The 23,526-nt window shown below is 68.7% G+C and carries 14 protein-coding genes; 7 read left to right on the top strand and 7 right to left on the bottom strand.

From position 1 onward, the window contains the following. Positions 1-52 precede the first annotated feature (52 nt). From ON37_RS01275 to ON37_RS01260, 4 genes are all read right to left on the bottom strand, one after another. Positions 53-3,628: a serine/threonine-protein kinase gene (locus tag ON37_RS01275; RefSeq protein ID WP_040715541.1), complete on the bottom strand. Its 3,576-nt coding sequence runs from the start codon at positions 3,626-3,628 to the stop codon at positions 53-55. A gap of 263 nt (positions 3,629-3,891) precedes the next feature. Then, positions 3,892-6,054 (bottom strand): 3-hydroxyacyl-CoA dehydrogenase NAD-binding domain-containing protein, encoded by a 2,163-nt coding sequence (locus ON37_RS01270; RefSeq protein WP_040715540.1) that lies wholly within the window; start codon positions 6,052-6,054, stop codon positions 3,892-3,894. 37 nt (positions 6,055-6,091) lie between these two features. After that, positions 6,092-7,303: an acetyl-CoA C-acetyltransferase gene (locus ON37_RS01265; protein ID WP_040715538.1), complete on the bottom strand. Its 1,212-nt coding sequence runs from the start codon at positions 7,301-7,303 to the stop codon at positions 6,092-6,094. 327 nt (positions 7,304-7,630) lie between these two features. Next, on the bottom strand, positions 7,631-10,564 hold the full coding sequence (locus tag ON37_RS01260; protein ID WP_040715689.1) for a DNA polymerase III subunit gamma and tau: 2,934 nt from the start codon (positions 10,562-10,564) through the stop codon (positions 7,631-7,633). A gap of 485 nt (positions 10,565-11,049) precedes the next feature. Between ON37_RS01260 and ON37_RS01255 the strand changes: the two genes are divergently transcribed. The 4 genes from ON37_RS01255 to ON37_RS01240 all read left to right on the top strand — a co-directional run bounded on the left by ON37_RS01255 (position 11,050) and on the right by ON37_RS01240 (position 16,326). Then, the gene (locus ON37_RS01255) at positions 11,050-11,892 is read left to right on the top strand and encodes a hypothetical protein (protein ID WP_210741008.1); all 843 of its coding nucleotides are present in this window, start codon (positions 11,050-11,052) and stop codon (positions 11,890-11,892) included. Positions 11,893-11,985: 93 nt separating this feature from the next. Further along, entirely contained in the window at positions 11,986-13,293 is a 1,308-nt protein-coding gene (locus ON37_RS01250; protein WP_040715683.1) for an ammonium transporter, read from the top strand. A gap of 88 nt (positions 13,294-13,381) precedes the next feature. Next, complete coding sequence (locus tag ON37_RS01245; RefSeq protein WP_040715537.1) at positions 13,382-15,643, top strand: MMPL family transporter; 2,262 nt, start codon at positions 13,382-13,384, stop codon at positions 15,641-15,643. Beyond that, positions 15,643-16,326 carry a TetR/AcrR family transcriptional regulator gene (locus tag ON37_RS01240; RefSeq protein ID WP_040715535.1) on the top strand — a complete coding sequence of 228 codons (684 nt, stop codon included), beginning with the start codon at positions 15,643-15,645 and terminating at the stop codon, positions 16,324-16,326. The genes ON37_RS01245 and ON37_RS01240 overlap by 1 nt, the downstream gene beginning before the upstream one ends. Positions 16,327-16,331: 5 nt before the next feature. Here ON37_RS01240 and ON37_RS01235 read toward each other — a convergent pair whose 3' ends face one another. Together ON37_RS01235 and ON37_RS01230 are read right to left on the bottom strand one after the other, a co-directional pair. Then, positions 16,332-17,408, bottom strand: coding sequence for a neutral zinc metallopeptidase (locus ON37_RS01235; protein WP_040715533.1), 1,077 nt, complete (start codon positions 17,406-17,408; stop codon positions 16,332-16,334). A 189-nt stretch (positions 17,409-17,597) separates the two neighbouring features. Continuing rightward, the gene (locus tag ON37_RS01230; protein WP_245552922.1) at positions 17,598-18,548 is read right to left on the bottom strand and encodes a neutral zinc metallopeptidase; all 951 of its coding nucleotides are present in this window, start codon (positions 18,546-18,548) and stop codon (positions 17,598-17,600) included. A 429-nt stretch (positions 18,549-18,977) separates the two neighbouring features. On the opposite strand from ON37_RS01230, the gene ON37_RS01225 reads away from it, so the two are divergent. Next, entirely contained in the window at positions 18,978-20,597 is a 1,620-nt protein-coding gene (locus ON37_RS01225; protein WP_040715531.1) for a DUF2207 family protein, read from the top strand. An 82-nt stretch (positions 20,598-20,679) separates the two neighbouring features. On the opposite strand, the gene ON37_RS01220 is transcribed toward ON37_RS01225, so the two are convergent. Beyond that, positions 20,680-21,960 carry an ROK family protein gene (locus tag ON37_RS01220; protein WP_040715529.1) on the bottom strand — a complete coding sequence of 427 codons (1,281 nt, stop codon included), beginning with the start codon at positions 21,958-21,960 and terminating at the stop codon, positions 20,680-20,682. 474 nt (positions 21,961-22,434) lie between these two features. Between ON37_RS01220 and ON37_RS01215 the strand changes: the two genes are divergently transcribed. Together ON37_RS01215 and ON37_RS01210 are read left to right on the top strand one after the other, a co-directional pair. Next, positions 22,435-23,298 carry a GntR family transcriptional regulator gene (locus ON37_RS01215; RefSeq protein ID WP_083892627.1) on the top strand — a complete coding sequence of 288 codons (864 nt, stop codon included), beginning with the start codon at positions 22,435-22,437 and terminating at the stop codon, positions 23,296-23,298. Continuing rightward, on the top strand, positions 23,273-23,500 hold the full coding sequence (locus ON37_RS01210) for a 4Fe-4S dicluster domain-containing protein (protein ID WP_030516520.1): 228 nt from the start codon (positions 23,273-23,275) through the stop codon (positions 23,498-23,500). The genes ON37_RS01215 and ON37_RS01210 overlap by 26 nt, the downstream gene beginning before the upstream one ends. Positions 23,501-23,526: the final 26 nt, after the last annotated feature.

The raw sequence follows: 23,526 nt of genomic DNA, 5'->3' as shown, positions 1-23,526 counted from the left end.
TTCGTCGCCGCGAATCCGGTCCCGGTGTTCCGTCTCCGGACCACCGAAGCACTCAGTGCAACAAGGAATTCAGGAAGGGGCGCGGAATGTCGAAGGATCCGGTGCCCTCGCCCGTCAGCAGCACATCGTCGCGTAGCGACTGCAGGAGATAACTCAACTCCGGCCCGGCATCGAGAAGTGGCCTGGTCCAACCCAATCGAGAGCAGCGGTCCAGCACCGGAAGCAGTGTGGTGATCGCCTCGCCGTTCCAGCCGGCCACCGAGAGGCATTCGACCAGCAGCAGGGCGGCATCCAGTTCTGCCCGGGGGCGGCGCTGTTCGACCATCCGGCCGTAGAGGGCCCGGGCCCGCTTCACCGCCGATTCGATTCCCTCGGCCGCCGCGTTCGCACTGTCCAGGCCCCGATAGTGCCGTGCCAGCAGCGCCCGCACCGCCGCGACCTCCTCCGCCTCGGCGGTCAGGGCGATCGTGCCCGAGGAATGCCGCAGCACCGGCACCACCGGCTCCGGACCGGCCGGTGGTTCGGCCAGCCCGAGACGCAGCCGTTCGGCGCGGATATGCGCGGCCATCCGGGGCAGTTTGCGTTCGGCGGCCAGGCGCGCACCCTCGTCCAAGCGGGCCCGGGCGGTCTCGATATCACCCAGTACCGCCTTGACCCGTGCGCCGACCACGACGGTGGTGATCAGGAAATCCACCGCTCCGACCCGGGCCGGAAGTTGCAGGCTCTGTTCGAGCAGCCGATCCGCCGCGGCCAGATCGCCGCGCCGATACATCAGCTCGCCCAGCAGTGCCGCGGACACCCGCACCGCATGCGAATGCGGACCCGAACGCTCCCGGCCGATCTGCCTCGCCTTGTCGAAACACCTTGTCGCGGTGTCGATATCGAGCCGTTCGTAGGCCGCCGCGCCGGTATTGAGCAGGCCCAGCACCACACCGAGGGGGTCCTTGGACCGGCTGTGGTAGGGCGCGGCCCAGTCCTGGATGGCCGCCGCGCCGTCGAAGTCGAAGTCGCACAGCCGCACGAACGACACCAGATTCGCCGCGGTCGAGACCGTCCACGGCGGGAGGTCGTCCGCCTGGTCCAGACACGGCAGCACCTTCTCCAGCACCCCGTCGGTGCGGTCGCGCGCGACCAGATCCGCCGCGGACAGGACCGCCGCTTCGCAGCGCTGCCGAGTGGCGTCGGCATCGGAGGGGGAACTGCGCGCGAGCATGCTCGACAAACGTCCGAGCGCGGTACGCGCGGCGCTGGACTGCTGCAGGTTGATATTGGCCCGAGCCAGGGTCATCAGCAGCTTGGAGCGCGACGTCACCTGTTGCACCGGCAGTTTCGACACCGTGCCGAACAGCGTGGCCAGTTTGGAGGTGTCGATCAGATCCATTCCGCCGTTCTCGACCAGATCCACCGCCAGCTTCAGATCGGTCGCGGCCAACGCGTGATCCACCGATTTACGCAGCTGTTGATGTTCGGCGTACCAGCGGGACGCCCTGCGATGCAACGACTTCAGCTTCCCCGGGTGAATGCGTTCGAGCCGGGCGCGCAGCTGTTCGGCGAACAGCGGCTGGATGCGGAACCATCCCGGATCGTGTTCGACGCGCGTCACGAACAGTTCCCGCTGCTGTGCCTGTTCGAGTAGCTGTTCGGCATCCGGCTCACCGCTCAGCGCGGCGGCCAGACTGCCGTTGAGCTTCTCCGTCACCGAAATCGACATCAGGAATTCCAGCATCCGCGGGTCGATCGCATCGAGCACGTTCTCGGCCAGGTACTCCCGGATCGCGTGGTTGCCGCCGGACAGGTGCGGAATCAGGCGCGCGGCATCCACTGGCGCACCCGTCGTGGTGCCACGCAGCGACAGGCTCACCAACTGGATCGCCGCCGGCCAGCCGTCGGTGGCGGCGTGGATCTGTTCCACCTGTTCGTCGGTGAGATCGAAGCCGTTGCGCTCCACCAGGATCTGCCGGGTCTCGGCCAGGGTCAGCCGAAGCTCGTCGCTGCCGATCTCGACCAGCTCGTCGCGCACCCGCATCCGGCTCAGCGGCAGTCCGGCCTGCTCCCGGGTGGTGATCACGAATCGCAGATGATGACATCCGTTGTCCAGCAGGGCGTCCATCACCCGATGCGCGCCCTCGTCGGTCACCCGATCCCAATCCTCGACCACCACCACGATCGTGCGGCCACCGTTGTGAATCTCGTCGATCAGTGTCGAGATGGCATAGTCGACGGCGTCGGCCGGGCGTTCCTCTAGCACCTCTTCCAGCCCGGATCCGATATCGGGCACCACCCGGCGGATGGCCTGGATCAGATGGGCCAGCAACCAGACCTCGTTGTCGTCGCCGCGGTCGGCGCCGATCCACGCGACCGGAATGTCGCGCGTTCCGAGATCGGCGCGCCACTGGGCCGCCACCGTACTCTTGCCGAAACCGGCCGGCCCGTGGATCACCGCTAGCCGTCGACGGCCGCCGGCCCGCAGGATATCCAGCAGTCGCGGTCGCGGAATCGGCTCGCGGGTCGGTGTCGGGGGGCGGAATTTCGTTGCTGCCGTAGGTGGTAACGCGGCGGACGGCGCTGCCGGTGCGCCGGGAGCGCGCAGCGCGGGCAGGCCGAGCACCGCCCGGCTGCGGCGGGAGGTGATCGGGAGCGCGGAATAGGCCGCCGTGGCCCGCTCGGCGCCGGTGGCCTCACCATCCAGCAACGCCATATCGTCCGGAGTTTCACCATGGGCGCGCTGCACCGCCTGCAACGCCTGCCCGAACGCGAGCGCCGAGGCCGGACGGTCGGCCGGGTCCGGGGCCATGGCCGCCTCGATCACGCTCGCCACATCGGCGGGAATGTCTTGTTCCCGCAGGTCGGGCACGGGTTGCGTGGTGATGCGCAGGAATTGCGCGACCACCCGCTCCCCGGACCGTCGTTCGAAGGCGGCGTGGCCGGTGAGCAGCGCGAACAGGGTGGCGCCGAGCCCGTAGACGTCGGAACGGACGGTCGGCTCCTCACCCTTGAGCACCTCGGGCGCGGTGAAGGCCGGCGAGCCGGTGATCATGCTGGTCGAGGTTTGGAAACCGCCCGGGATGCGGGCGATTCCGAAGTCGGTGAGTTGCGGTTCGCCGTAGCGGCTCAACAGCACATTGGCCGGTTTCACATCGCGATGCAGGACGTGCACGCGGTGCGCGCTCTCGATCGCACCGGCCAGTTTCACCCCGACCCGCAGCGAATCCGACCAGCTCAACGGGCCGTGATCGCGAATCAGCTGCTCCAGCGAGCCGTGCGTGGCGTAGGGCATGACGAGAAACGGCAGCCCGCTCGGGGTGACGTCGACCTGCAGGACGTCGACGATGTTCGGATGGCCGGACAGCCGGCCCATCGCATGCTCCTCGCGCAGGAATCGCTCGCGGCTCTCCTCGTCGATCTCCGAGGACAACACCTTCACCGCGACGACGCGATCGAGCGCCCGCTGCGCGCACCGATACACCACGCCGAAGCCGCCCCGGCCGATCTCGTGCGCGTCGAACAGGCCCATCGCCTCGAGTTCGTCCGTGATGCGAATCGGTTGGTAGCGCTGGGTATTCGCCCCCGCTGCCGTGTCCGCCGCGGGGTCGTCTTCGCTGTGGACCTTGCCCTTTTGTGGGTTCATCCGGCCACCTCGAACATTCCGCCCTGATTCCAACGTAGCGCGGTCGGAGCGCATGCGGACACGGTTCGGTCCGCTTCGAGTCGCGACCGTTCCCTAGCTGCGGCCGGGCGGTGTCCGGCCCGGCCACCGGACCGGATACGACGACGGCCCGGACCACGCGAACGCGTGATCCGGGCCGTCGAAACGACGATCCCACCGACCGGCCGACGCCGGGCGCCGGCCGGTCCCGCGAACCTCTGCGGTGGTCCGCGGGAGCGAGAACCTTACTTGCGCAGCGAGTCCGGCACCTGGAAGCGCTCACCGAACTTCGCGGCCAGCTCGTCGGCACGGGCGACGAAGCCCTCCTTGCCGCCGGGGTAGCCGACGATGAACTGGTGCACGCCACCGGTCCAGGCCGGGTAACCGATACCGAAGATCGAGCCGATGTTCGCGTCGGCCGTGCTGGTCAGCACGCCCTCGTCGAAGCACTTCTGGGTCTCGATCGCCTCGATGAACAGCATGCGGTCCTTCAGGTCCTGGAAGGTGACGCCCTCGGGCAGTTCCCGCCGGGAGTTGAAGGTGTCGCGCAGGCCCTCCCACAGACCGGCGGTCTTGCCGTCGGCGTAGTTGTAGAAGCCGGCACCGTGCAGCTTGCCCTTGCGATCGAACTTGTCGATCATCGTCTCGATCACGCGACCCGACGCCAGCGACGCCTCGGAGATCTTGAGGCCGTCCTTCTCGGCGGCTTCCTTGGTCTCCTTGAAGATCTTCTGCATGGTCTCGAAGTTGAGCTCGTCGCTCAGCTTCAGGGGCGCGGCCGGGTAGCCCGCCTGCAGACCGGCCTGCTCGATGGTCTGCGGGTCGATGTTCTCCTCGAGCATCATGATGGCCTCGTTGATGAACGTGCCGATGACGCGAGAGGTGAAGAAGCCGCGGCTGTCGTTGACCACGATCGGGGTCTTGCGGATCGCGAGGGTGTAGTCGTACACCCGGGCCAGCGCCTCGTCGGAGGTCTTCTCGCCACGGATGATCTCCACCAGCGGCATCTTGTCGACCGGGGAGAAGAAGTGGATGCCGATGAAGTCCTCGGCCCGCTTCACGCCGTCGGCCAGCAGGGTGATCGGCAGGGTGGAGGTGTTGGAGCCCAGCAGCGCGTCCGCGTCGACGACGTCCTCGATCTCCTGGAAGACCTTGGCCTTCAGGTCGGGGTTCTCGAACACGGCCTCGATCACGAAGTCCACACCGGCCAGATCCTTGGGATCGGCGGTCGGGTGGATGCGATCCAGCAGCGCCTTGGACTTCTCCTCGGTGGTCTTGCCACGCGAGAGCGCCTTCTCCTCGAGCTTCACCGAGTACTGCTTGCCGCGGTCGGCGTTCTCCTGGGAGACGTCCTTCAGCACGACCTCGAAGCCGGCCTTGGCCGAGACGTAGGCGATGCCCGCGCCCATCATGCCGGCGCCGAGCACGCCGATCTTCTTGATCTCACGCTTGGGCACGTCCTTCGGACGCGAACCACCGTTGTTGATGGCCTGCAGGTCGAAGAAGAACGCCTGGATCATGTTCTTCGCGACCGGGCCGGTCAGCAGCGAGACGAAGTAGCGCGACTCGATCAGCGACGCGTTGTCGAAGTCGACCTGCGCGCCCTCGACCGCGGCGGCCATGATGGCCCGCGGCGCCGGCATGTTCTGGCCCTTGAGCTGCTTGCGCAGGTTGGCCGGGAAGGCCGGCAGGTTGGCGGCCAGCGCCGGGCTCGACGGCGAGCCGCCGGGGATCTTGAAGCCCTTGCGGTCCCACGGCTGGGTGGCGGCCTCGGCGTTGTCCTTGTTGGCCTTGATCCACGCCTTGGCGGCCGGGACGAGCTCCTCGACGCTGCCGACGACCTCGTTGATCAGGCCCTTGGCCTTGGCCTTCTGCGCGGTGAACTTGTTGCCCTGCAGCAGCACGCTCATCAGGCCGTCGGCGATGCCGAGCATGCGGGTGATGCGGGTGACACCGCCACCGGCCGGGAGCAGACCGAGCGAGACCTCGGGCAGACCGATCTGCACGCCCTTGACGTCGGCGGCGATGCGGTAGTGCGTGGCCAGCGCGATCTCCAGGCCACCGCCGAGCGCGGCGCCGTTGATGGCGGCCACGACCGGCTTGCCCAGGGTCTCGAGGCGACGCAGGTCGGCCTTGATGCTGGTGAGTTCTTCCATGATGTCCGGAGCGTTCTCCGGGGTGGTCTTCATCATGTTCTTGAGGTCACCGCCGGCGAAGAAGGTCTTCTTCGCGGAGGTGATGACGACACCGCTGATGTCGTCGACCTCGGCGACCAGGCGGTCCACCGTGGCGTGCATCGAGCTCTTGTAGAGCTCGTTCATCGTGTTGGCGCCCTGGTTCGGGTCGTCCATGGTCAGCACGACGATGCCGTCGGCGTCCTTTTCCCAGCCGATCATGTTCTCTGTCATAGTTTTTCGTTCTCCTGGAGAATTAGATGGACCGGCGTCAGACGCGCTCGATGATGGTGGCCACACCCATGCCGCCGCCGATGCACAGGGTCACCAGGGCGTAGCGGGCGTTGCGGCGCTCCAGCTCGTCGACCATGGTGCCGGTGATCATCGCGCCGGTGGCGCCCAGCGGGTGGCCCATCGCGATGGCGCCGCCGTTGACGTTCAGCTTCTCGTCCGGGATCTTCAGATCCTTCTGGAACTTCAGCGCGACCGAGGCGAAGGCCTCGTTGATCTCGAACAGGTCGATGTCGTCGACGGTCAGGCCGGCCTTGGCGAGCACCTTGTGCGCGGCCGGGGTCGGACCGGTCAGCATGATGGTGGCGTCGGCGCCGCTGGTGGCGGTGGCGACGATGCGGGCACGCGGGGTCAGGCCCGAGGCGGCACCGGCCTCTTCGGAGCCGATCAGCACCAGCGCGGCGCCGTCGACGATGCCGGAGCTGTTACCGCCGTGGTGGACGTGGTCGATCTGCTCGATGTAGTGGAACTTCTGCAGCGCGACGGCGTCGAAGCCACCCATCTCACCGATGCCGGCGAAGGACGGCTTCAGCTTGGCCAGATCCTCGACGGTGGTGCCGGGGCGCATGTGCTCGTCGTGGTCGAGCACGGTCAGGCCGTTGATGTCCTTGACCGGGACCACGGACTTGGCGAAGTAGCCGCCCGACCAGGCCTTGGCCGCCAGCTCCTGCGAACGGACCGCGAATTTGTCGACGTCCTCGCGGCTGAAGCCCTCGATGGTGGCGATCAGGTCGGCGCCGATGCCCTGGGGCGCGATGTACAGGTCGTAGCTGGTGGCCGGGTCGGCGAACAGCGCACCGCCGTCGGAACCCATCGGCACGCGCGACATCGACTCGACACCACCGGCGATCACCAGGTCGTCGAAGCCGGAACGGACCTTCTGCGCGGCCATGTTGACGGCTTCCAGGCCGGAGGCGCAGAAGCGGTTGATCTGCACGCCACCGACGGTGTCGGGCAGGCCCGCGGTCAGCACGGTGGTGCGGGCGATGTCGGCACCCTGGTCACCGATCGGCGTGACGACACCCAGGATGATGTCCGAGATCCGGTCCTCGTCCAGGTTCGGGAAGCGGTTGCGCAGCTCCTGGACCAGACCGGTCGTCAGATCGATCGGCTTGACCGAGTGCAGCGAGCCCTTCTTGTTGCGGCCGCGCGGGGTGCGGATGGCCTCGAAAATGTAGGCCTCTGTGGTCATATCGGAGTGTTTCCTTCCTTAAAGGTGCCGACCGGCCATCCGACCGACCGTGTTCGATCCCGGTGAGCCGCGGTGCCATGACGCCGGCGCCATCACACAGCTGCCCACCACACCGGCGATCCATGAGGTCGCACAGGGCTTCCTCCTCGGCCCGCCGAGCGCATAACGCTGTACAAACGCCGACACGCATCGGCCCACGCACGCTCCGGGGCGCCCGTATGCCTGGGCATACCATAGAACCTCGTAGCACCGATGCTGACGACCACCCGTTCATAGTACAGCGGGATGCGAACTCCGGTTAACTTAACGTATTCCGGCAGGTGACTGTCAACCACCCAGTTGTGTGGCACCCAACTCAGTTCGGAGCAACTCCAAGGCCACCTCATCGGGGTCGCGACGCTGTTCCGGCGGAACCGGGCGGGCCGATTCGGCGAGCATCTCCTGCTCTTCCTCCGGCGTCAACGCAGGTGGGACACCCTCATAACCTACCGACGAGTAGTCCGACGGTCCGGGATCGTCCGGATAGTCCGGGGCCTCGGGCAGCGGAATATCGTCGTCGGGCTCGCCGCGGCCGCCGCTGTGACCGCCCTCGGTGGTGTGGGTTTCGCGGCGCTGCGCATGCCCCGAGCTACCGCGGCTGTCGGTCGCCTGGCCGCGCGCATCCGTTTCCGCCGACTGTGCCTGACTGGGCCGGGTGTATCGCGGGGCCTGGGCCTGCCCGGTGCCGGCGCCCCGGCCGCCGCGCGGGCGTTCGGAAGCCGCGCCGGAATTCGCCGGCCGAGTACTCGGGGCGCCACCGGAACGAGCGCCACCGGCGGCACCGGTGCCGACCTCCCAGCGCACCTCGTAGCGGCGACCGACGACGGCATGCACCGCCTCCTGCACGGCCTCGACGTATTTGGGGTTGGCCAGGCGCTGCGCCAACGGGGCGTGCTGATGCGCGAAGACGATGGTGTCGCCGTCGACCCGGGCCACCGAGGCACCCGACAACAGGGCATGCACGGCCGCGCCGAATTCGCGAACCTTCGACCGGATATCCCCCCACGCCCCCTCGATCTCCCGCAACACATCCGTGCCGCCGGATTCGGCCGCCGTCTCGTCGCCGGCGGCAGCCGCCGCCCCGAGACCTGCGTCCGCTTCCGGAGCAGCCGATCCCTCGGCCGCCTCGAACTCCGCTGCCTGGAACTCCGCCGCCCGGCCGGCCGCCTGCTCGCGCCGGTCCGCATCCGATCCGGGCGCCGACGCAGCCGGGCCGCTGGCGCCGGCGACGTTCGCTACCGGCCCATTCGAAGCGGATCGCCCGCCCGCACGCTCGCCGGAAACCGCCGTCGGCGTCGTTGAAGCCTCTGCCGCCGCGCCTTCGCCGAGCGCCACAGCCCGGTCGGCCCGATCCGGGCCGGGAGCAGCGGTCGGTGCGCCGGAGTCCACGGGTCGCTCGACGTCGCCGACACCGGTCGCCGTCGCACCGGATCCGGGCGCCGCTGTGGCCGCAGCGCGGTCGGCCGGCTGATCTTCGGCGCCGGTGCGGGGACCGGGCGTTCCGGCCGGCGCCCGGAGCTGAGCCGACCCCTGGTCGGCAGGCCGCTCGTACTCCCCGGGCGCGTGACCGGCGGACGACTCCCCAGCATCCGCCCCCGCCGGCCCGGCCGTGCCGCCGGTTGCCGACTGCGCTGCACCGGGTTCCGCGACCGTTCCGGCCGCGCCGGACTGCGCACCGGCCGAATCCGCCGGCGGCGCATCGACATCGGGGGCGTCGGACACCGACGCCGCGTTGTCCGGCGCCGGAGCCCGGTCGACCTCGTCGGCCGCCGCACCGGGATCCGTGCCGGCCGGGCGCAGGGCAGCCGGGCCCGAAGTCGGCTGCGATTCGGCACTCGAAATGCCTTGCGGCCGTTGGTCTTGCGGCCCGTTCGGTGATTGGGCGCGCTGGGCGGGATGCGGAGCCGCCACCCCCTTCTTCTCGCGCAACGCGGCCAGCGCCTCGGCGCCGCGGCGACGCGGTTCGCCCGGCTGCCCCGCGCTCGGTGCGGCCGACGCAGGTGTCGACGGCGCGGCCGAATCCGGCGCGGCCGAGACCTGCGCCGACGTTGCTGCCGGGACCCCGCCCGACTCCACCCGGCGTTCGAGCCGCTCCAAGCGCTGCAACGTCGCGGATTCCGCCTCCGAGACCGACGGCAGCAGCATGCGCGCGCAGATCACCTCGAGCAGCAGCCGCGGAGCGGTCGCACCCCGCATCTCACCCAGACCGTCGTGCAGCAGTTCCGCGTAGCGGGCCAGGGTGGCGGGTCCGATGCGTTCGGCCTGACCGGACATGCGCTCGATGACGTCGCCGGGCCCGGTGACCAAATTGCGTTGTGCCGCATCGGGTACCGCCCGCAGCAGGATCAGATCGCGCATCCGCTCCAGCAGGTCGGTGGCGAACCGCCGCGGGTCGTGTCCGGCCTCGACCACCCGGTCGACGGTCGCGAACAGCGCGGCGCCGTCGTCATCGGCCAAGGCGTCGACGGCCTCGTCGATCAACGCGATATCGGTGACGCCCAGCAGCGCCAGCGCGCGCGGATAGGTCACCCCCTCCGGCCCGGCCCCGGCCAGCAGCTGGTCCAGCACGCTCAGGCTGTCGCGCGGCGACCCGCCGCCGGCCCGGATGACCAGCGGGTAGACCGACTCCTCGACCTGCACCTGCTCCTGTTCGCAGATCTTGCCCAGCAGGCCCCGCATGGTGGCCGGCGGAAGCAGCCGGAACGGGTAGTGATGGGTACGCGACCGGATCGTCGGCAGCACCTTGTCCGGTTCGGTGGTGGCGAAGATGAAGATCAGATGGGCGGGCGGTTCCTCGACGATCTTGAGCAGCGCGTTGAAACCGGCCGTGGTGACCATGTGCGCCTCGTCGACGATGAACACGCGGTAGCGCGACTCCGCCGGGGCGTAGAAGGCGCGGTCGCGCAGCTCGCGGGTGTCGTCGACGCCCCCGTGACTCGCCGCGTCGAGTTCGATCACGTCGAGATTGCCCGGGCCGCCTGGTGCCAGCGCCACACACGACGGGCATACGCCACACGGCCGCGAGGTCGGGCCTTCGACACAGTTCAGCGAGCGCGCCAGGATCCGCGCCGAGGACGTCTTGCCACAACCTCGCGGTCCGGAGAACAGATAGGCATGACTGATCCGGCCGGTGTCCAATGCGGTACTCAGCGGATCGGTGACGTGCTCCTGCCCCACTACCTCGGCGAAGGTTGCCGGTCGATACTTCCGGTACAGAGCCACGGCCCGAGGGTACCGGCGAGCACCGACACCGAACCATTCGCGCACCCCGTAGGCTGAGCGGAAATCGGAACGGACCCACCCGGCCGTAAACCATGATCTACCTCACAATCATTCCTTTCGTCGGATCCGCACACGCACAACCGACCCGAACGGCAAACGGCCACGACGCACCGATCGGATACCGCCGAAAATTGCGGCCGATTTCGCCTCCGCGACGACGTATCGCGAAAACTTTCGAACTCCCTCCCCGTTTGCGCCCCAATTTATGGATGTAACGATTCCGTCAATCGGTTGGCCTCTCGCGCAGTCGGCTGGCTAACGTTGATTTCGGCAACTTCGGTAGCCAAACCTTCATCAGGTTGGTGTCCCCGGTCGGTCCCTCATCCCGACCGGGGCACAACATTGCAAGGCCCCCCTACGCAAAGCACGCAGCGGGAGTTCTCCCCCTCGGGCGTCGCCGAACATCCCGCCCGCTTCGGAGGTATATGACGACCGTGCCGTCGTGTGACGACATCGCCGCCGCCTGGCTCTCACACACCGAATTCGCCGGGAACCGGGCCGCCACCGAACTCCTCAGCCGGGCCATCAGTCCGCGCGATTTCGCCCGCAATCGGGATTCGCTGCCCGTTTCCGCAGCGGCCGATCCGGCCACCGCCGGCGCCATTCTGGAATTACTGGACCGGGGCCAGGTTCCGACATTGCCCGCGATTCACACGCTGATCGCACAGAACCGAATCCGCGCCGAGGCCGAACGTATCGAACGGCTCGGCCGGCGTGCCCAACGCAGCATCGACGAATTCGGTCGCATCCTCGCGGACTCGACCCAGGAATATCGGCGAAAGCACCACATGGGACCCACCCGGCGCGACATTCTGCACTCCGCGCCCGTACTGGACCTGATCCGCGAACGAGTCGGCGATATCGCTCCCAATGCGATCAAACATCTCTGGCTGATCGAACGGGCCCAGCGGGCGGGCTGGATCGCCTTCGACGCCGCACCGCGGTCGCTGTGCGCCGCCCGCCGCTACTACTCGGCCGCTTACGGCAATCGGGTGTCGTTGCGGCCGGTGAACACGATCGGCACCCTGGTGGCCGAATTTCTGGACGCCTATCGCACCGAGCACGGGCGGCCGCCGCGCTGGTCGGTGCTGGCCCACGATCTACGCGACGATCGCGGCCGCCGCATCTTCAACGACACCGCCGATGCGCGCGCGCAACAGGAATGGCTGACGACGGCGCAGTGGCTGGCCGTCGAGGACGACCTTCCGGTGCCCGGAGCGCGCGGTCGGCGCGCGCTGGCCCGGCGGGCGCGCAAACAGCGGAATTGAATCCGAACGGAAGTACCAGAGTCGGCCATCGGCCCAGCACAGGGCGTTCGGTACTTTCTTGCCACGCGCTCGCGTGTGGAAAAGGAGTTGTCCGTGCCCTCGACCATCGACCCCGCCGCCACGGCGTGGCTGCTGGCCAGCACCGCGCTGGTGCTGCTCATGACCCCCGGCCTCGCGATCTTCTACGGCGGCATGGTGCGCACCACCGGCGTGCTGAACATGCTGATGATGAGTTTCATCTCGATCCCGTTGGTCACCGTGGTGTGGCTGCTGTTCGGCTACACACTCGCCTTCGGTGACGATGCCGGCGGTGGGCTGATCGGCGGCCTCGAACATGTCGCGATGACGGGGATCACCCCGAGCACGGTGCGCGCCGGCGTGCCCGAACTGCTGTACGCGACGTTCGAACTGACCTTCGCCATCCTGACCGTCGCACTGGTCAGCGGGGCGATCGCCGACCGAGCGAAGTTCTCGGCGTGGATGGTGTTCGTCCCGCTGTGGGCGCTGGTGGTCTTCGCCCCGATCGCCCACTGGGTGTGGGGCCCGAACGGCTGGCTGGCGTCGTTCGGCGCCCTCGACTTCGCGGGGGGCCTCGTCGTCGAAATCGCTTCCGGCGCTTCGGCTCTGGCGCTGGCGCTGGTCCTGGGACCACGCATCGGATTCAAGGTGGACGCGATGCGCCCGCACAACCTGCCGTTCGTGTTGCTGGGCGCCGGACTGCTGTGGTTCGGCTGGTTCGGTTTCAATGCCGGGTCCGCGTTCAAGGCCGACGGACTGGCCGCCGCGGTCTTCCTGAACACGCTGGTCGCGGGCTGCCTGGGCATGCTCGGCTGGTTGCTCGTCGAACAGATCCGCGACGGTCGGCCGACCACCTTCGGCGCCGCCTCGGGCGCGGTGGCCGGGCTGGTCGCGATCACCCCCTCGTGCGGTTCGGTCAACGCTCTCGGTGCGGTGATCGTGGGCCTCGTGGCCGGCGTGGTCTGCTCGTTCGCCGTCGGCTGGAAGTTCAAGGCCGGCTACGACGATTCGCTCGACGTGGTGGGCGTGCACTTCACCGGCGGCGTGGTGGGCACCCTGCTGATCGGCCTGCTGGCGAACCACGTCATGACCGGTGGGGCGCGCGGATTGTTCTACGGCGGCGGGCTCGGGCAGCTCGGCAAGCAGGCCGTCGGCGTGATCGTGGTGTCGCTGTGGGCGTTCGGCATCACCTTTGCCCTGGGCAAGGCCATCGATCGGGTGCTGGGCTTCCGGGTGAGCAAGGAGGACGAGATCGGCGGTATCGACTTCGCCCTGCATGCGGAGACCGCCTATGTGGAGGGTGTGCACGGGCACGCCCCACGCGGCCTGTTCGGTCATCATCAGCCGGGTGGCCAGCGCCCCGCCGGTGACGGGGATCACTGATCCGACCGGTGTCGCCCCTTGCCCGAGCATAGGGTAACGGCGTTACGCTAACGCCGTTACCCTATGTCGGCCGCATCGAGGAGCGCCCATGCTGACCCGCATCGCCCGGCTCGCCACCCGGTATCCGAAGCAGGTCCTGCTCGCCGCCTTGGCGCTGGCCCTGATCTGCGGCGGATTCGGCGCCACGGTCACCGACCGCTTGCAGGCCGGCGGCTTCACCTCCGACCAGGCCGAATCGACTCGCGCGGCGAAACTGATCGCCGACCGCTTCGACGGCGCCGAACCCAACCTGGTGTTGCTGGTCCGAGCCGACGACGGTGTGGACGGCGCCGCCGCCCGCTCGGTCGGCACCGATATCGCGCAGCGGCTGAGCGCACGCCCGGACGCCGCGGGCGTGCGCTCGTACTGGACCGCTCCGCCGCAGGCCGCTGCCGCGCTGCGCAGCACCGACGGTAAGAGCGCGCTGGTCATGGCGTACCTCACCGGCGGCGACGACGCCGCGCAGCGCACCGCCGGCGAGATCACCGGCGCCCTGAACAACAGCACACCCGGTGTGACCGTGCGCGCCGGCGGGGTGGCGGCGGTCTACCACGATGTGAATACCCAGGTCACCAAGGATCTGGCGATGGCCGAGGGGATCGCCGTTCCACTGACCGCCGTGGTGCTAGTCCTGGTGTTCGGCAGCGTGATCGCGGCCTCGCTGCCGCTGACGGTCGGCATCTTCGCGATCCTGTGCACGCTGGCGATTCTGCGCAGCTTCACCCTCTTCACCGACGTATCGATCTACGCGCTGAATATGACCACCGCGCTCGGCCTGGCCCTGGCGATCGATTACAGCCTGTTCATCGTCAGCCGATACCGAGAGGAATTGGCCTCCGGCTCGTCTCATCAGGCCGCGGCGGTGCGCGCGGTGCAGACCGCGGGGCGCACGGTGTTGTTCTCGGCACTCACCGTCGCCCTCGCGCTCGCTGTGCTGAGCGTCTTCGACATGTACTTCCTGAAGTCGTTCGCCTATGCCGGCGTCGCGGTGGTGGCGACCGCGGCCGCGGCCTCCATCGTGATCCTGCCCGCCGCGCTGGTCCTGCTCGGCGACCGGATCAACGCCTGGAATCTGCGCCTCGCACTGCGCAAGCTGATCGGCCGGGGCGAACCCACACCCCGCCAGGAGACGGAATCTGCCTGGTATCGAACGGTGTCGTGGGTGATGCGCCGGGCGCTGCCGGTGTCCATCGCGATCATCGCGGTACTGCTCGCCGTGGGCGCGCCGTTCCTGGGCGTGAAATTCGGCTATCCGGACGATCGAGTGCTGCCCGCCGGGTCGGACAGCCGCGCGGTGGGTGACGCGCTGCGCACGGATTTCCCGGCCGTCGATTCCGGAACCGGCACCACCATCGTGCTGCCGCAGGCGCCCGCCGACCCCGCGGCCGTCGGCACCTACGCCACCGCATTGTCGAAGGTGAACGGGGTGAGCGCGGTGCTGTCCAGCAGCGGCGTCTACGTCTCGGGTGGGCGTATGGGCGCCGCCCCGCCCGGAATGGTGAACGGCACGAGCCAATACCTCACCGTCGCATCGGCATTCGACCCGTACTCGCAGCAGGCCAAGGATCAACTACGGCAGTTGCGCGGCGTCCCGGCGCCCGCGCCCACCCTGTTCGGCGGCGCGGCGGCGATGAACGTGGACTCGCTCCACGCCCTCGGCGCGCGGCTGCCCCTGGCGATCGCGCTGATCGCACTGGCCACCTTCGCGGTCCTGTTCCTGTTCACCGGCAGTCTGGTGTTGCCGCTGAAGGCCGTGGTGATCAACTCGCTGTCGCTGACCGCCATGTTCGGCATGATGGTGTGGATCTTCCAGGACGGCCACTTCTCCGGTCTGCTCGGATTCACCCCCACCGGCTTCCTGGTGCCCACCATGCCGATCCTCATGTTCTGCCTGGCCTTCGGTATGTCGATGGACTACGAGGTCTTCCTGCTCTCCCGCATCCGGGAGGCCTGGTTGGCCTCGGACCGCACGGTCGCCGACAACCGGCATTCGGTGGCGGTCGGGGTCGCGCGCACCGGGCGCATCGTCACCGCCGCCGCGCTGTTGATGGCGATCGTCCTGGGGGCAATGATCACGTCCGAGGTCTCGTTCATGCAGATGTTCGGACTCGGGTTGACGATCACCGTGCTCGCCGATGCCACCGTCATCCGCATGTTGCTCGTCCCCGCCCTGATGCGACTGATGGGTCGCGGAAACTGGTGGGCCCCGAGGCCGTTGGCGCGCTGGCACGAAAAGTTCGGACTCGCCGAGGAATCCGCATCCGTGCCGCGACACCCGGACGCGGCGCCCGAACCCGCCGGGCGACGCTGATGCCCCGACGACGACCGCGGTCGGCCCGCGGCTCCGGCACCGAACTGCGCGCCGAAATCCTCGCTGCCACCCGAGAACTGCTGGCCCGCACCGGCAATGCCGATTCGGTGTCGATCCGGGAGGTCGGCGAGCTGGTCGGTGTCACCGCCCCCTCGATCTATCGGCATTTCGCCGACAAGGACGAGCTCATCGATGCCGCCGTGGCCGAGGTGTTCGAGGAGCTCGACGCCGCCATCGCCGCCGCCACCGATCCGACGGTCTCACCGATCGCCCGGTTGCGGGAGCAGGGCCTGGCCTATGTCCGGTTCGCGTTACGCCACCCGGGTCAATATCGGGTGGCCACCGCGGCCGCACCGGGCGAGGGGCCCACCGCGGTGGATGTGGTACTCCGAAGTGGTGCGTTCCAACGCTTTTCGAACGGCGTCCGGGAGGCGATGGATGCCGGCTTCCTGGCGCCCGGCGATCCGATGCCGGTGGTCCTGGAACTATGGTCCGCCGCCCACGGCATCGCCTCGCTGTTGATCGCCAAGCCGCATCTGCCGTGGGGCGATGCCGAGGCGGTCGCCGATCGGGTGATGGCGGCGGCGTGCCTGGGCCATGCGGTGCTGGACATCATCGGTGGGGACACGCCGAGCCCGGACGAAGGGGCGCGGTGGTTGGCCGAGGTCCGGCAGCGCCGCTAGTCCGATCAGGAGACCGCATCCGAGGGTGATGCCCAGGTGTTGCACATCCAGGTGCGGTTGTTGTCGTGGCCTTGGTCGTACCAGGCGCCGCCGTGGTCCGGGGTGCCGTGGTCACGCATATCGCCGTCGCGGTCGCCGCGCCGATAGTTGGTCTGCCGAATGCGGCCGACCTGGGCATCGGTCAGAGTGCCCACGAATTGCGATGAGCCGGCCCACATTCCGCCGAAACAGTTGGCCTCCAACTCGAGCCGCCGGGACAGCTCGAGTCCGGTCGCCGAGCGCGGTCCCGCGTTGTAGCGGTCCCGGTTCTCCTTCTCCGAGATACCGGAGATCCCCTGCACATGATGGCCGTACTCGTGGGCGAAGACCGACGCGTAGATTTCCGCCTGATCGCCGAACTGCTCGATCTGCAAATGGTCGAGCGGCATATAGATCGTGTGGTTCGTCGAGCAGTAGAACGCGGCATAGCTGCCACCCGAACTGGTGCACGGCGACACCGCGTCGACGCCGCGCGCGGGCACCGACACCGTCGGGCTGGTGAACGGCAGATTCGCGCCCTGCAGCACCGGCTTCCACATCCGGTCCAGACAGTCCTTCTCCGCTTGGAAGAAGGCGGTCGCGGAGGCGACGTCCGAACCCCAGCGCGGATATCCGCACTGGATGTTGATCAGGCCGGAGTCGTGATCGTCGAACAGCGGATTGGTCGCGGTGGCGACCACCGGCTGCGGCCCAGCGGGTTTCGTCGTCGTCGGAGCGGCGCTGGTCCGTCGGGTGGACGGCCGGGTGGTCGCGGTGTACCGCGCCGTCGTCGACGGTTGCGCGGCGGCAGTGGTTGTTTCGGCCGTGGCGGGATCCCACGACGGTGTCGTATAGGTGTAGCTCGGCGTCGATGTCGTGTACGCCGAGGCCGACGAACTGTCGTGTCCGCCCATGGTGGCCTGAGCCACCAGACCGCCGACGATCACGAAGACCAACAGCACGCCCAGGCCGACACCGAAACCGCCGCCACCGGAACGCGGTGGCGGATACGGGCGGCCGAGGTAGCCGGGTGGCGGCAGCGGCGGACCGCCGTGCGGACCCATGGGATATCGACCCGGCGGTGGCAGCGGCGCCCCGTACGGTGGTCGTGGTGGGTAACCCGGCGGTGGATAACCGGGTGGTGGACCGTAGCCCGGCGGCGGCCGGTACCCGGGCGGCGGCCCGTACGGTGGCCGGCCCGACGGCGGAAAACCATAGGGGGGTGGGTATCCCGGAGGTTGGGTCATCTCGAATCAACTCACCTGTCCGGCCGACGCGGTGAAGGTGTTGCACTGCGCGGTCTTGTTCTTGTCGAAGCCGGCGCTCCACCAGTCACCGGCATGTTCGGCGGTGCCGTGGCTGCGCATATCGCCGGTGCCGTCGCCGCGTCCGTAGGCGTCCGAGCGAGCCGACTGCGCCTGCACCGACGTCAGCGACTTCCCCGCGGCCGACGACGCGAAATACATGCCGTCGAAACAGTTGGCCTGCAACTCCACTCGACGCGACAGCTCGAGACCCGGCTCGCTGTACAGCCCGGTCTGCCGGCGCTGTTTGTTGGCGGCGCCGAGAATGCCGGACAGGGCCTGAATGTGGTGGCCGTACTCGTGCGCGAAGACCGACAGGTAAATCTCCCAGTGGTCGTGGAACATCTCGGTCTGCAATTGGCTGACCGGCATGTAGATGGTCTGATCCGCACCACAGTAGAAGGCCGCGAAATTGCTGCTGGATCCGCTGCACGGCGTGGTGATCCCCGAAGTTGTCGCGGTGACAACGAGTTTCGGAGCGGTGAACGACAGCTTCGCGCTCTCCAGTACCGGCTTCCAGGCCTCCGCCAGGCAGGTGGCGGCGCTTTCGAAGAAGGCTCGAGCGGCATCGACCTGCGTACCCCAGGGCGCGTACGGACAGCGCGCCGGACTCAGCGGTGAACCCGGGTCGGCGAGCAGCGGATTGGTCGCGGTTTCCGGAACCCCTGCGGAATCCTTACCCGGCGTGGGGCCGTAGCTGTAATTCCCGTGCCCACCCGAATGGCTCGCGGCGTCGAGACCCGTTCGAGCAGCCACTCGGATGAGTCCCGATGTGATGATCAACAACACCACGACCAGGGCGGCGCCCAGCCCACCCCCGCGACGCCGCCGCGGTGGACCGGGACGGGATCCGGCCGGACCGTACGGCTGAGGCGGCGGCATCGGCGGCCGATGCCCCATCGGCGGAGCACCATACACCGGCGGCCGATATCCTTGTGGCGCAACATATCCCGGGGGATATCCGGACGGCGGATAGCCCGGATAGGGACCCGCGGGCGGGTAACCCGGCGGGGATGCGGGGCGATGCGGATTGCCCGGCGGCCGATGCGGCGGAACCTGCGGCCTGCCCGGCGGATACGGGCCAGGACCATAGGGTGGTCGACTCACTCCCCCGCTCCCCCTTGTTCCTCCGCGAATCCGACAGGCGCTGACGCAGAATAGCAAGCAGCGGTGCCCCGCGCCCGCGTCGCTCCGCGGTGACGCAAGCTTCCATCTCCGCCCGCGGTCGCTCCCGCCGCGGTATTCAACGGCGGCGTACGCGGCGGGCTCCGCGGTTACGCAAGCTTCCATCTCCGCCCGCTGTCGCTCCCGCCGCTAAGCTACTGCCCCATGCTGATCTTTCGGGGGGGCGCTTTCGGCGCTCTGTTGTTGACCGTGGTGGGGCTGTTCGCCGCAGCTCCCGCCGCGCGGGCGCAGGAATCGGCCGGGGTGTCGATCGTCGCGGATGTGAAACTCAGTGATGCCGGCCTGCTCGAGGTTTCGGAAACGGTCGAGGTTCCGCCCGGCGGCCAATTCCATATGGCGCTGCCGCTGCGGGTGGCGCACGGCGACGGCGGGGAGCGTCGCTTCGGCGTCACCGACATCACCAGCACCGGACCGGGATCGGCGAAGGTTTCGGGCGATGTGTTCAGCGTCGACGCGCCGCCGGGGACATCGACGTTCCACTACTCCGTGCACGGGACCGTCTCGGAAGCGCCGGGGACGCAGCTGTTCCGGTGGACGGGTGTGCTGAACACCGACGTCGCCTCGTTCGACGGGTCGGTGATCAGCCCGAGCTATCGGATGGGTATCGCCGACTGCACGGTCGGCCCGGTCGGCAACACCCGCAAATGCCGCGATGCGCGGGTCGAGCCGGACGGCGTGCTCACCATGCACGAGGAGAATCTGCACAAGGGTGACCTGCTCGACATCAGCATGCAGCTGCCGCCGGGCACCGTGACCCCGAACGCCGATATCCGGGACGGCCGGGACGCCGGCGCGTTCGCGGTGACGGGCCCGGTGCTGATCGCCTTCGGCGTGCTGCTGCTCGCGTTGGCGCTGTTCGGCGGTTATCTCGCCTGGGTGCGCCGTCAGGACGCGGCCGCCCTCACCTCGACGGAGGTGCTGGACCCCGTGCGGCGCAACGGAAAACACGCCGAGTTCGTCTCACCGGACGGCATCCTGCCGGGTGAGGCCGGTCTGCTGCTCGACGGGTCCTCGGATGCGGTCGACATCGCGGCGACGGTGGTCGATCTGGCGGTGCGGCGTTATCTGTGGATCAGCCCGGTCGGCGATTCCGATTGGCGGATCACTCGCGTGAATCCGGTCGACGACCAGCTCCGCAGCTACGAAAAGCACATCTACACAACGATTCTGCCCGAGGGTACGGATTCGGTCCTGATCTCCGAACTACGCAACCCCGGCCGCATCGCCGCGGAGCCGGTGCGCTCGGCGCTGCGCCGCGATGCGCTCGAACGCGGCACCCTGGTCGACCGGAACCGGCGGGGACTGGCGTTCTGGGTGGGCGTCGCGCTGCTGGTGATCGGCGTCGGCGCGACCGTCGGGCTGGCCATCTCCGGCGGGTATGCGCTGGTCGGCGTGGCGATCGCGCTGGGCGGCGCGGCCATGCTGGTGCTCGGTCGTTATCTACCGACGCGCTCCGGCGCCGGCCGCACCCTGGCCGCACAGGTGAAGGCCCTGCAGAACGGGCTCGACGCACAGCGCGCCGAGCAGATCCCGCCGGCCGACCGGGAACTGTTGTTCTCCCGGGCGCTGCCGTTCACGATCATCGGCGGCCGGGCCGACAACTGGATCCGGACCTTCCGGGACACCGATCCCACCGCCGATCGGCAGGGCGGGCTGTACTGGTTCGGCGGTTTCGAAAACGATCGGAATCTGCACCGGTTCGCCGGGCACTTCCCGTACTTCATCACCGCGCTGGAGGGTGTCTTCGCCGCCGCGGGCAACTGACCCGACCGTTGCCGACGGGCGTGGACCGGATTGTGCGCCAACCGGTTCCACACCCGTCGCCCGTTTCGGCGGACGGCGCGGCTCAGCGCGAGCGGGTGGCGCGGCGCAGCGCCGACAGCGGATCGGCGTAGCACACACTCAACGAGGTGACGGCCGCGGCGTGTTCCTGAACTCGGCCGCCGAACCGGCTGATCCGAAGATCGGCCGGTGGCAACGTGGTGGCCTGCCCGAAGGCCTGCACGACGCGTTCGAGTCCGGGACGGTAGCCGGTGAAGGCTTGACCGCCCAGTACCACCCGATCCGGGTTGAACATATCGCGAACCAGAGCGGCTGTGCGGCCGAGGATTTCGGCTCGCTCGACCAGAATGTCGCGGGCCGCAACCGATCCCTGTTCGGCGGCCCGGTACAGCTCGGCGATCACGGGTTTCCGCGGCGCCTCCCGCTTCGGCACGATACCGGCCCGCACCGCGCGCGCCAGCACCGCCGCCTCACCGACGGAGGCTTCCAAGCAACCCCGCCGCCCGCACGCGCAATCGATATCGGAGCCGGTCGGCAGATGTGCGATCGATCCGGGACCGTTGGCCGGCGTATAGACGCGATCGTGCAGGGTGACCGCTACGCCGACCGTCTCCCGGCCGTAGATGTAGAGGCTGCTGCCGGGACGGTCCTGCGCCGCGGTCCGTTCCGGCGTGTTGGTGGTGAGCAGCAGTTCGGCGGCGGCCATCGCCTCCACATGGGCGGCGACGGAAACCGGCAGGTCGAGCACGGTGGCGAAGATCGGGCCGACCGGCGCCGACTGCCAATCCAGGCGCGGATGATCCACGACACCGGCGACGGGATCGACCCGTCCGGCCAGTGCCACGCCGACCCACAGCGGCCGGCGGCGCGGTAATCGGTCCAGGAACGCCTTCGCGCTGCGCGCGATGATGGTGACGGCCGCCTCCTGCGCGGCCTGCGGGGTGGCGATCTCCAGCCCGCCGAGGATGCGACCGGACAGGTCGGCGGCCACGATCCGGGTGACATTCGCCCCGATATGCACGCCCAGGGTGGCGAAGCGGTCGGTGTCGACCTCGAACGGCACCCGCGGGCGCCCGACCGCACCGGATGCGGTGAGGTCGGCGCGTTCTCGCAACAGTCCGGACGAAAGCAGTGCCGATACTTGGCGATTGACGGTGGCGATACTCAAACCTGTTGTCTGAGCGGCGTTGTCGCGGAAGATCGGCCCGCGGGTGGCGGCGCGCAGGACGGCTGCCGCCGGGTTGTCGGTGATCCGCAGTTCCGGCGGGACCACCGGCCGCGGCACACTGCGTACCGGCCGCGGACGAGAGGAGGAAGACTGTCGTTCGAGGGTGGGGCTCGTCATGGGGCGAAGTCCTTGTCGAATGTCTCGCGCGGAGACAGAACTACATCGAGAACAAGGCAGCGAGATGGGCCCGAAAGGGTCGACAGACGGACGACGAGAGCGGTCTCAGCTGCGCGGCCGGGAACAACACAGTTCCCGCTGCCGCGGCAGCCGCACACCGAGCGCCACGGTCACGTAGGTGACTCGTGCGCGGTTCGAGCGGCTGGTGGACATGGGTAAAACGGTAACATCCCGATTCCGGCCCGCGCCAGCGAATGGGTGCGGCCGCTATTGCGCTCACACTGATTTCAATGTGCGCCGCCGGCGCGGCAGGTGGCGCATTGCCTCCGATCCGCCCGATCGCAGCAGGTCGGCCCCCTGCGCGGGCGGCGCAAAACCACCCGTCCGCCGGCGTCCGCCACGTCCGGCGGAGCCGACCTCCCCGCAACCCCATTACGCTCGGAAACCGCTGGTCACAAGCGTAAGGAGGTTGAGATGACGGCGAATCCGGTACCCCTGCGGCAACCCCGCGGCGCCGAGCCCGAGCATCCGGCCTCCGGCCCGGACACCGCGGGAGCGGCGACGGGCGCCCGGGCCATCCGCAAGGCCGATCGTGCTCGCCAGGTGGCCGATGTCCTGCGGCAGCAGATCCATACCGGGCAGTGCCCGGATCCGCTCCCGAGCGAGGCCGAGCTCGCCGCGGAATTCGCGGTGTCGCGCAATGCCGTCCGCGAGGCCCTGGCGCTCTTACGTGACGAGGGTCTCATCGGCCGGGTGCCACGGGTCGGCACATATGTGGCGCAGCGCAAATACGACCACGGTCTCGACAGCCTGCGCGGGCTGAAGGAAACCCTGCGCGGCCACGGCGAGGTCCGCAACGAGGTCCGCGCGGCACTGCGGCTGGTTCCGCCGCCGGCGGTCGCCCATCGGCTCGGGCTGGGACCCGGTGAGTCGGCGGTCTATCTGGAGCGCCTGCGCTACCTGGGCGAGCTGCCGCTGAGCCTGGATCACACCTACCTGGCGCCCGATATCGGGGCACAGGTGCTCGATTGCGATCTCCGGTCGGAGGACATCTTCGGACTGATCGAACAGATCAGCGGGCAGTCCCTCGGTTCGGCTGATCTCGCGGTCGAGGCGATCACCGCGGACCTCCACAGCGCCGCCACGTTGCAGACGCCCGAAGGCAGCGCGTTGCTGCTGTTGGAGCGGCTCACCTACCTCGCCGACGGGCGGCCGGTGGACCTGGAGTACATCCGGATGCGCGGCGATCGAATCACCCTGCGCGACAGTCTGGTTCGCACCACCGAAAGCAACGATTGGAGGCTGAGCCGCCATGGCGTCGGTCAATCAGCGGGCTGATGTCCCGGTAACCATCGACGAATCGCTGTGCATCGAGGGATGCACGCTGTGTGTGGAGATCTGTCCGCTGGATTCGCTCGCGATCAACCCGGACAACGGCAAGGCCTTCATGCATGTCGACGAATGCTGGTATTGCGGTCCCTGTGCCGCCCGCTGTCCCACCGGCGCCGTCACCGTGAACATGCCGTATCTGCTGCGCTGACCCGCAGCGGAATTCAGTGGCCGCCC

Origin of the sequence: Nocardia veterana NBRC 100344 (genome assembly GCF_000308855.1) — a bacterium.
GTDB classification, from domain to species: Bacteria; Actinomycetota; Actinomycetes; order Mycobacteriales; family Mycobacteriaceae; genus Nocardia; species Nocardia veterana.
This window is presented reverse-complemented; position numbering and strand designations above follow the sequence as displayed.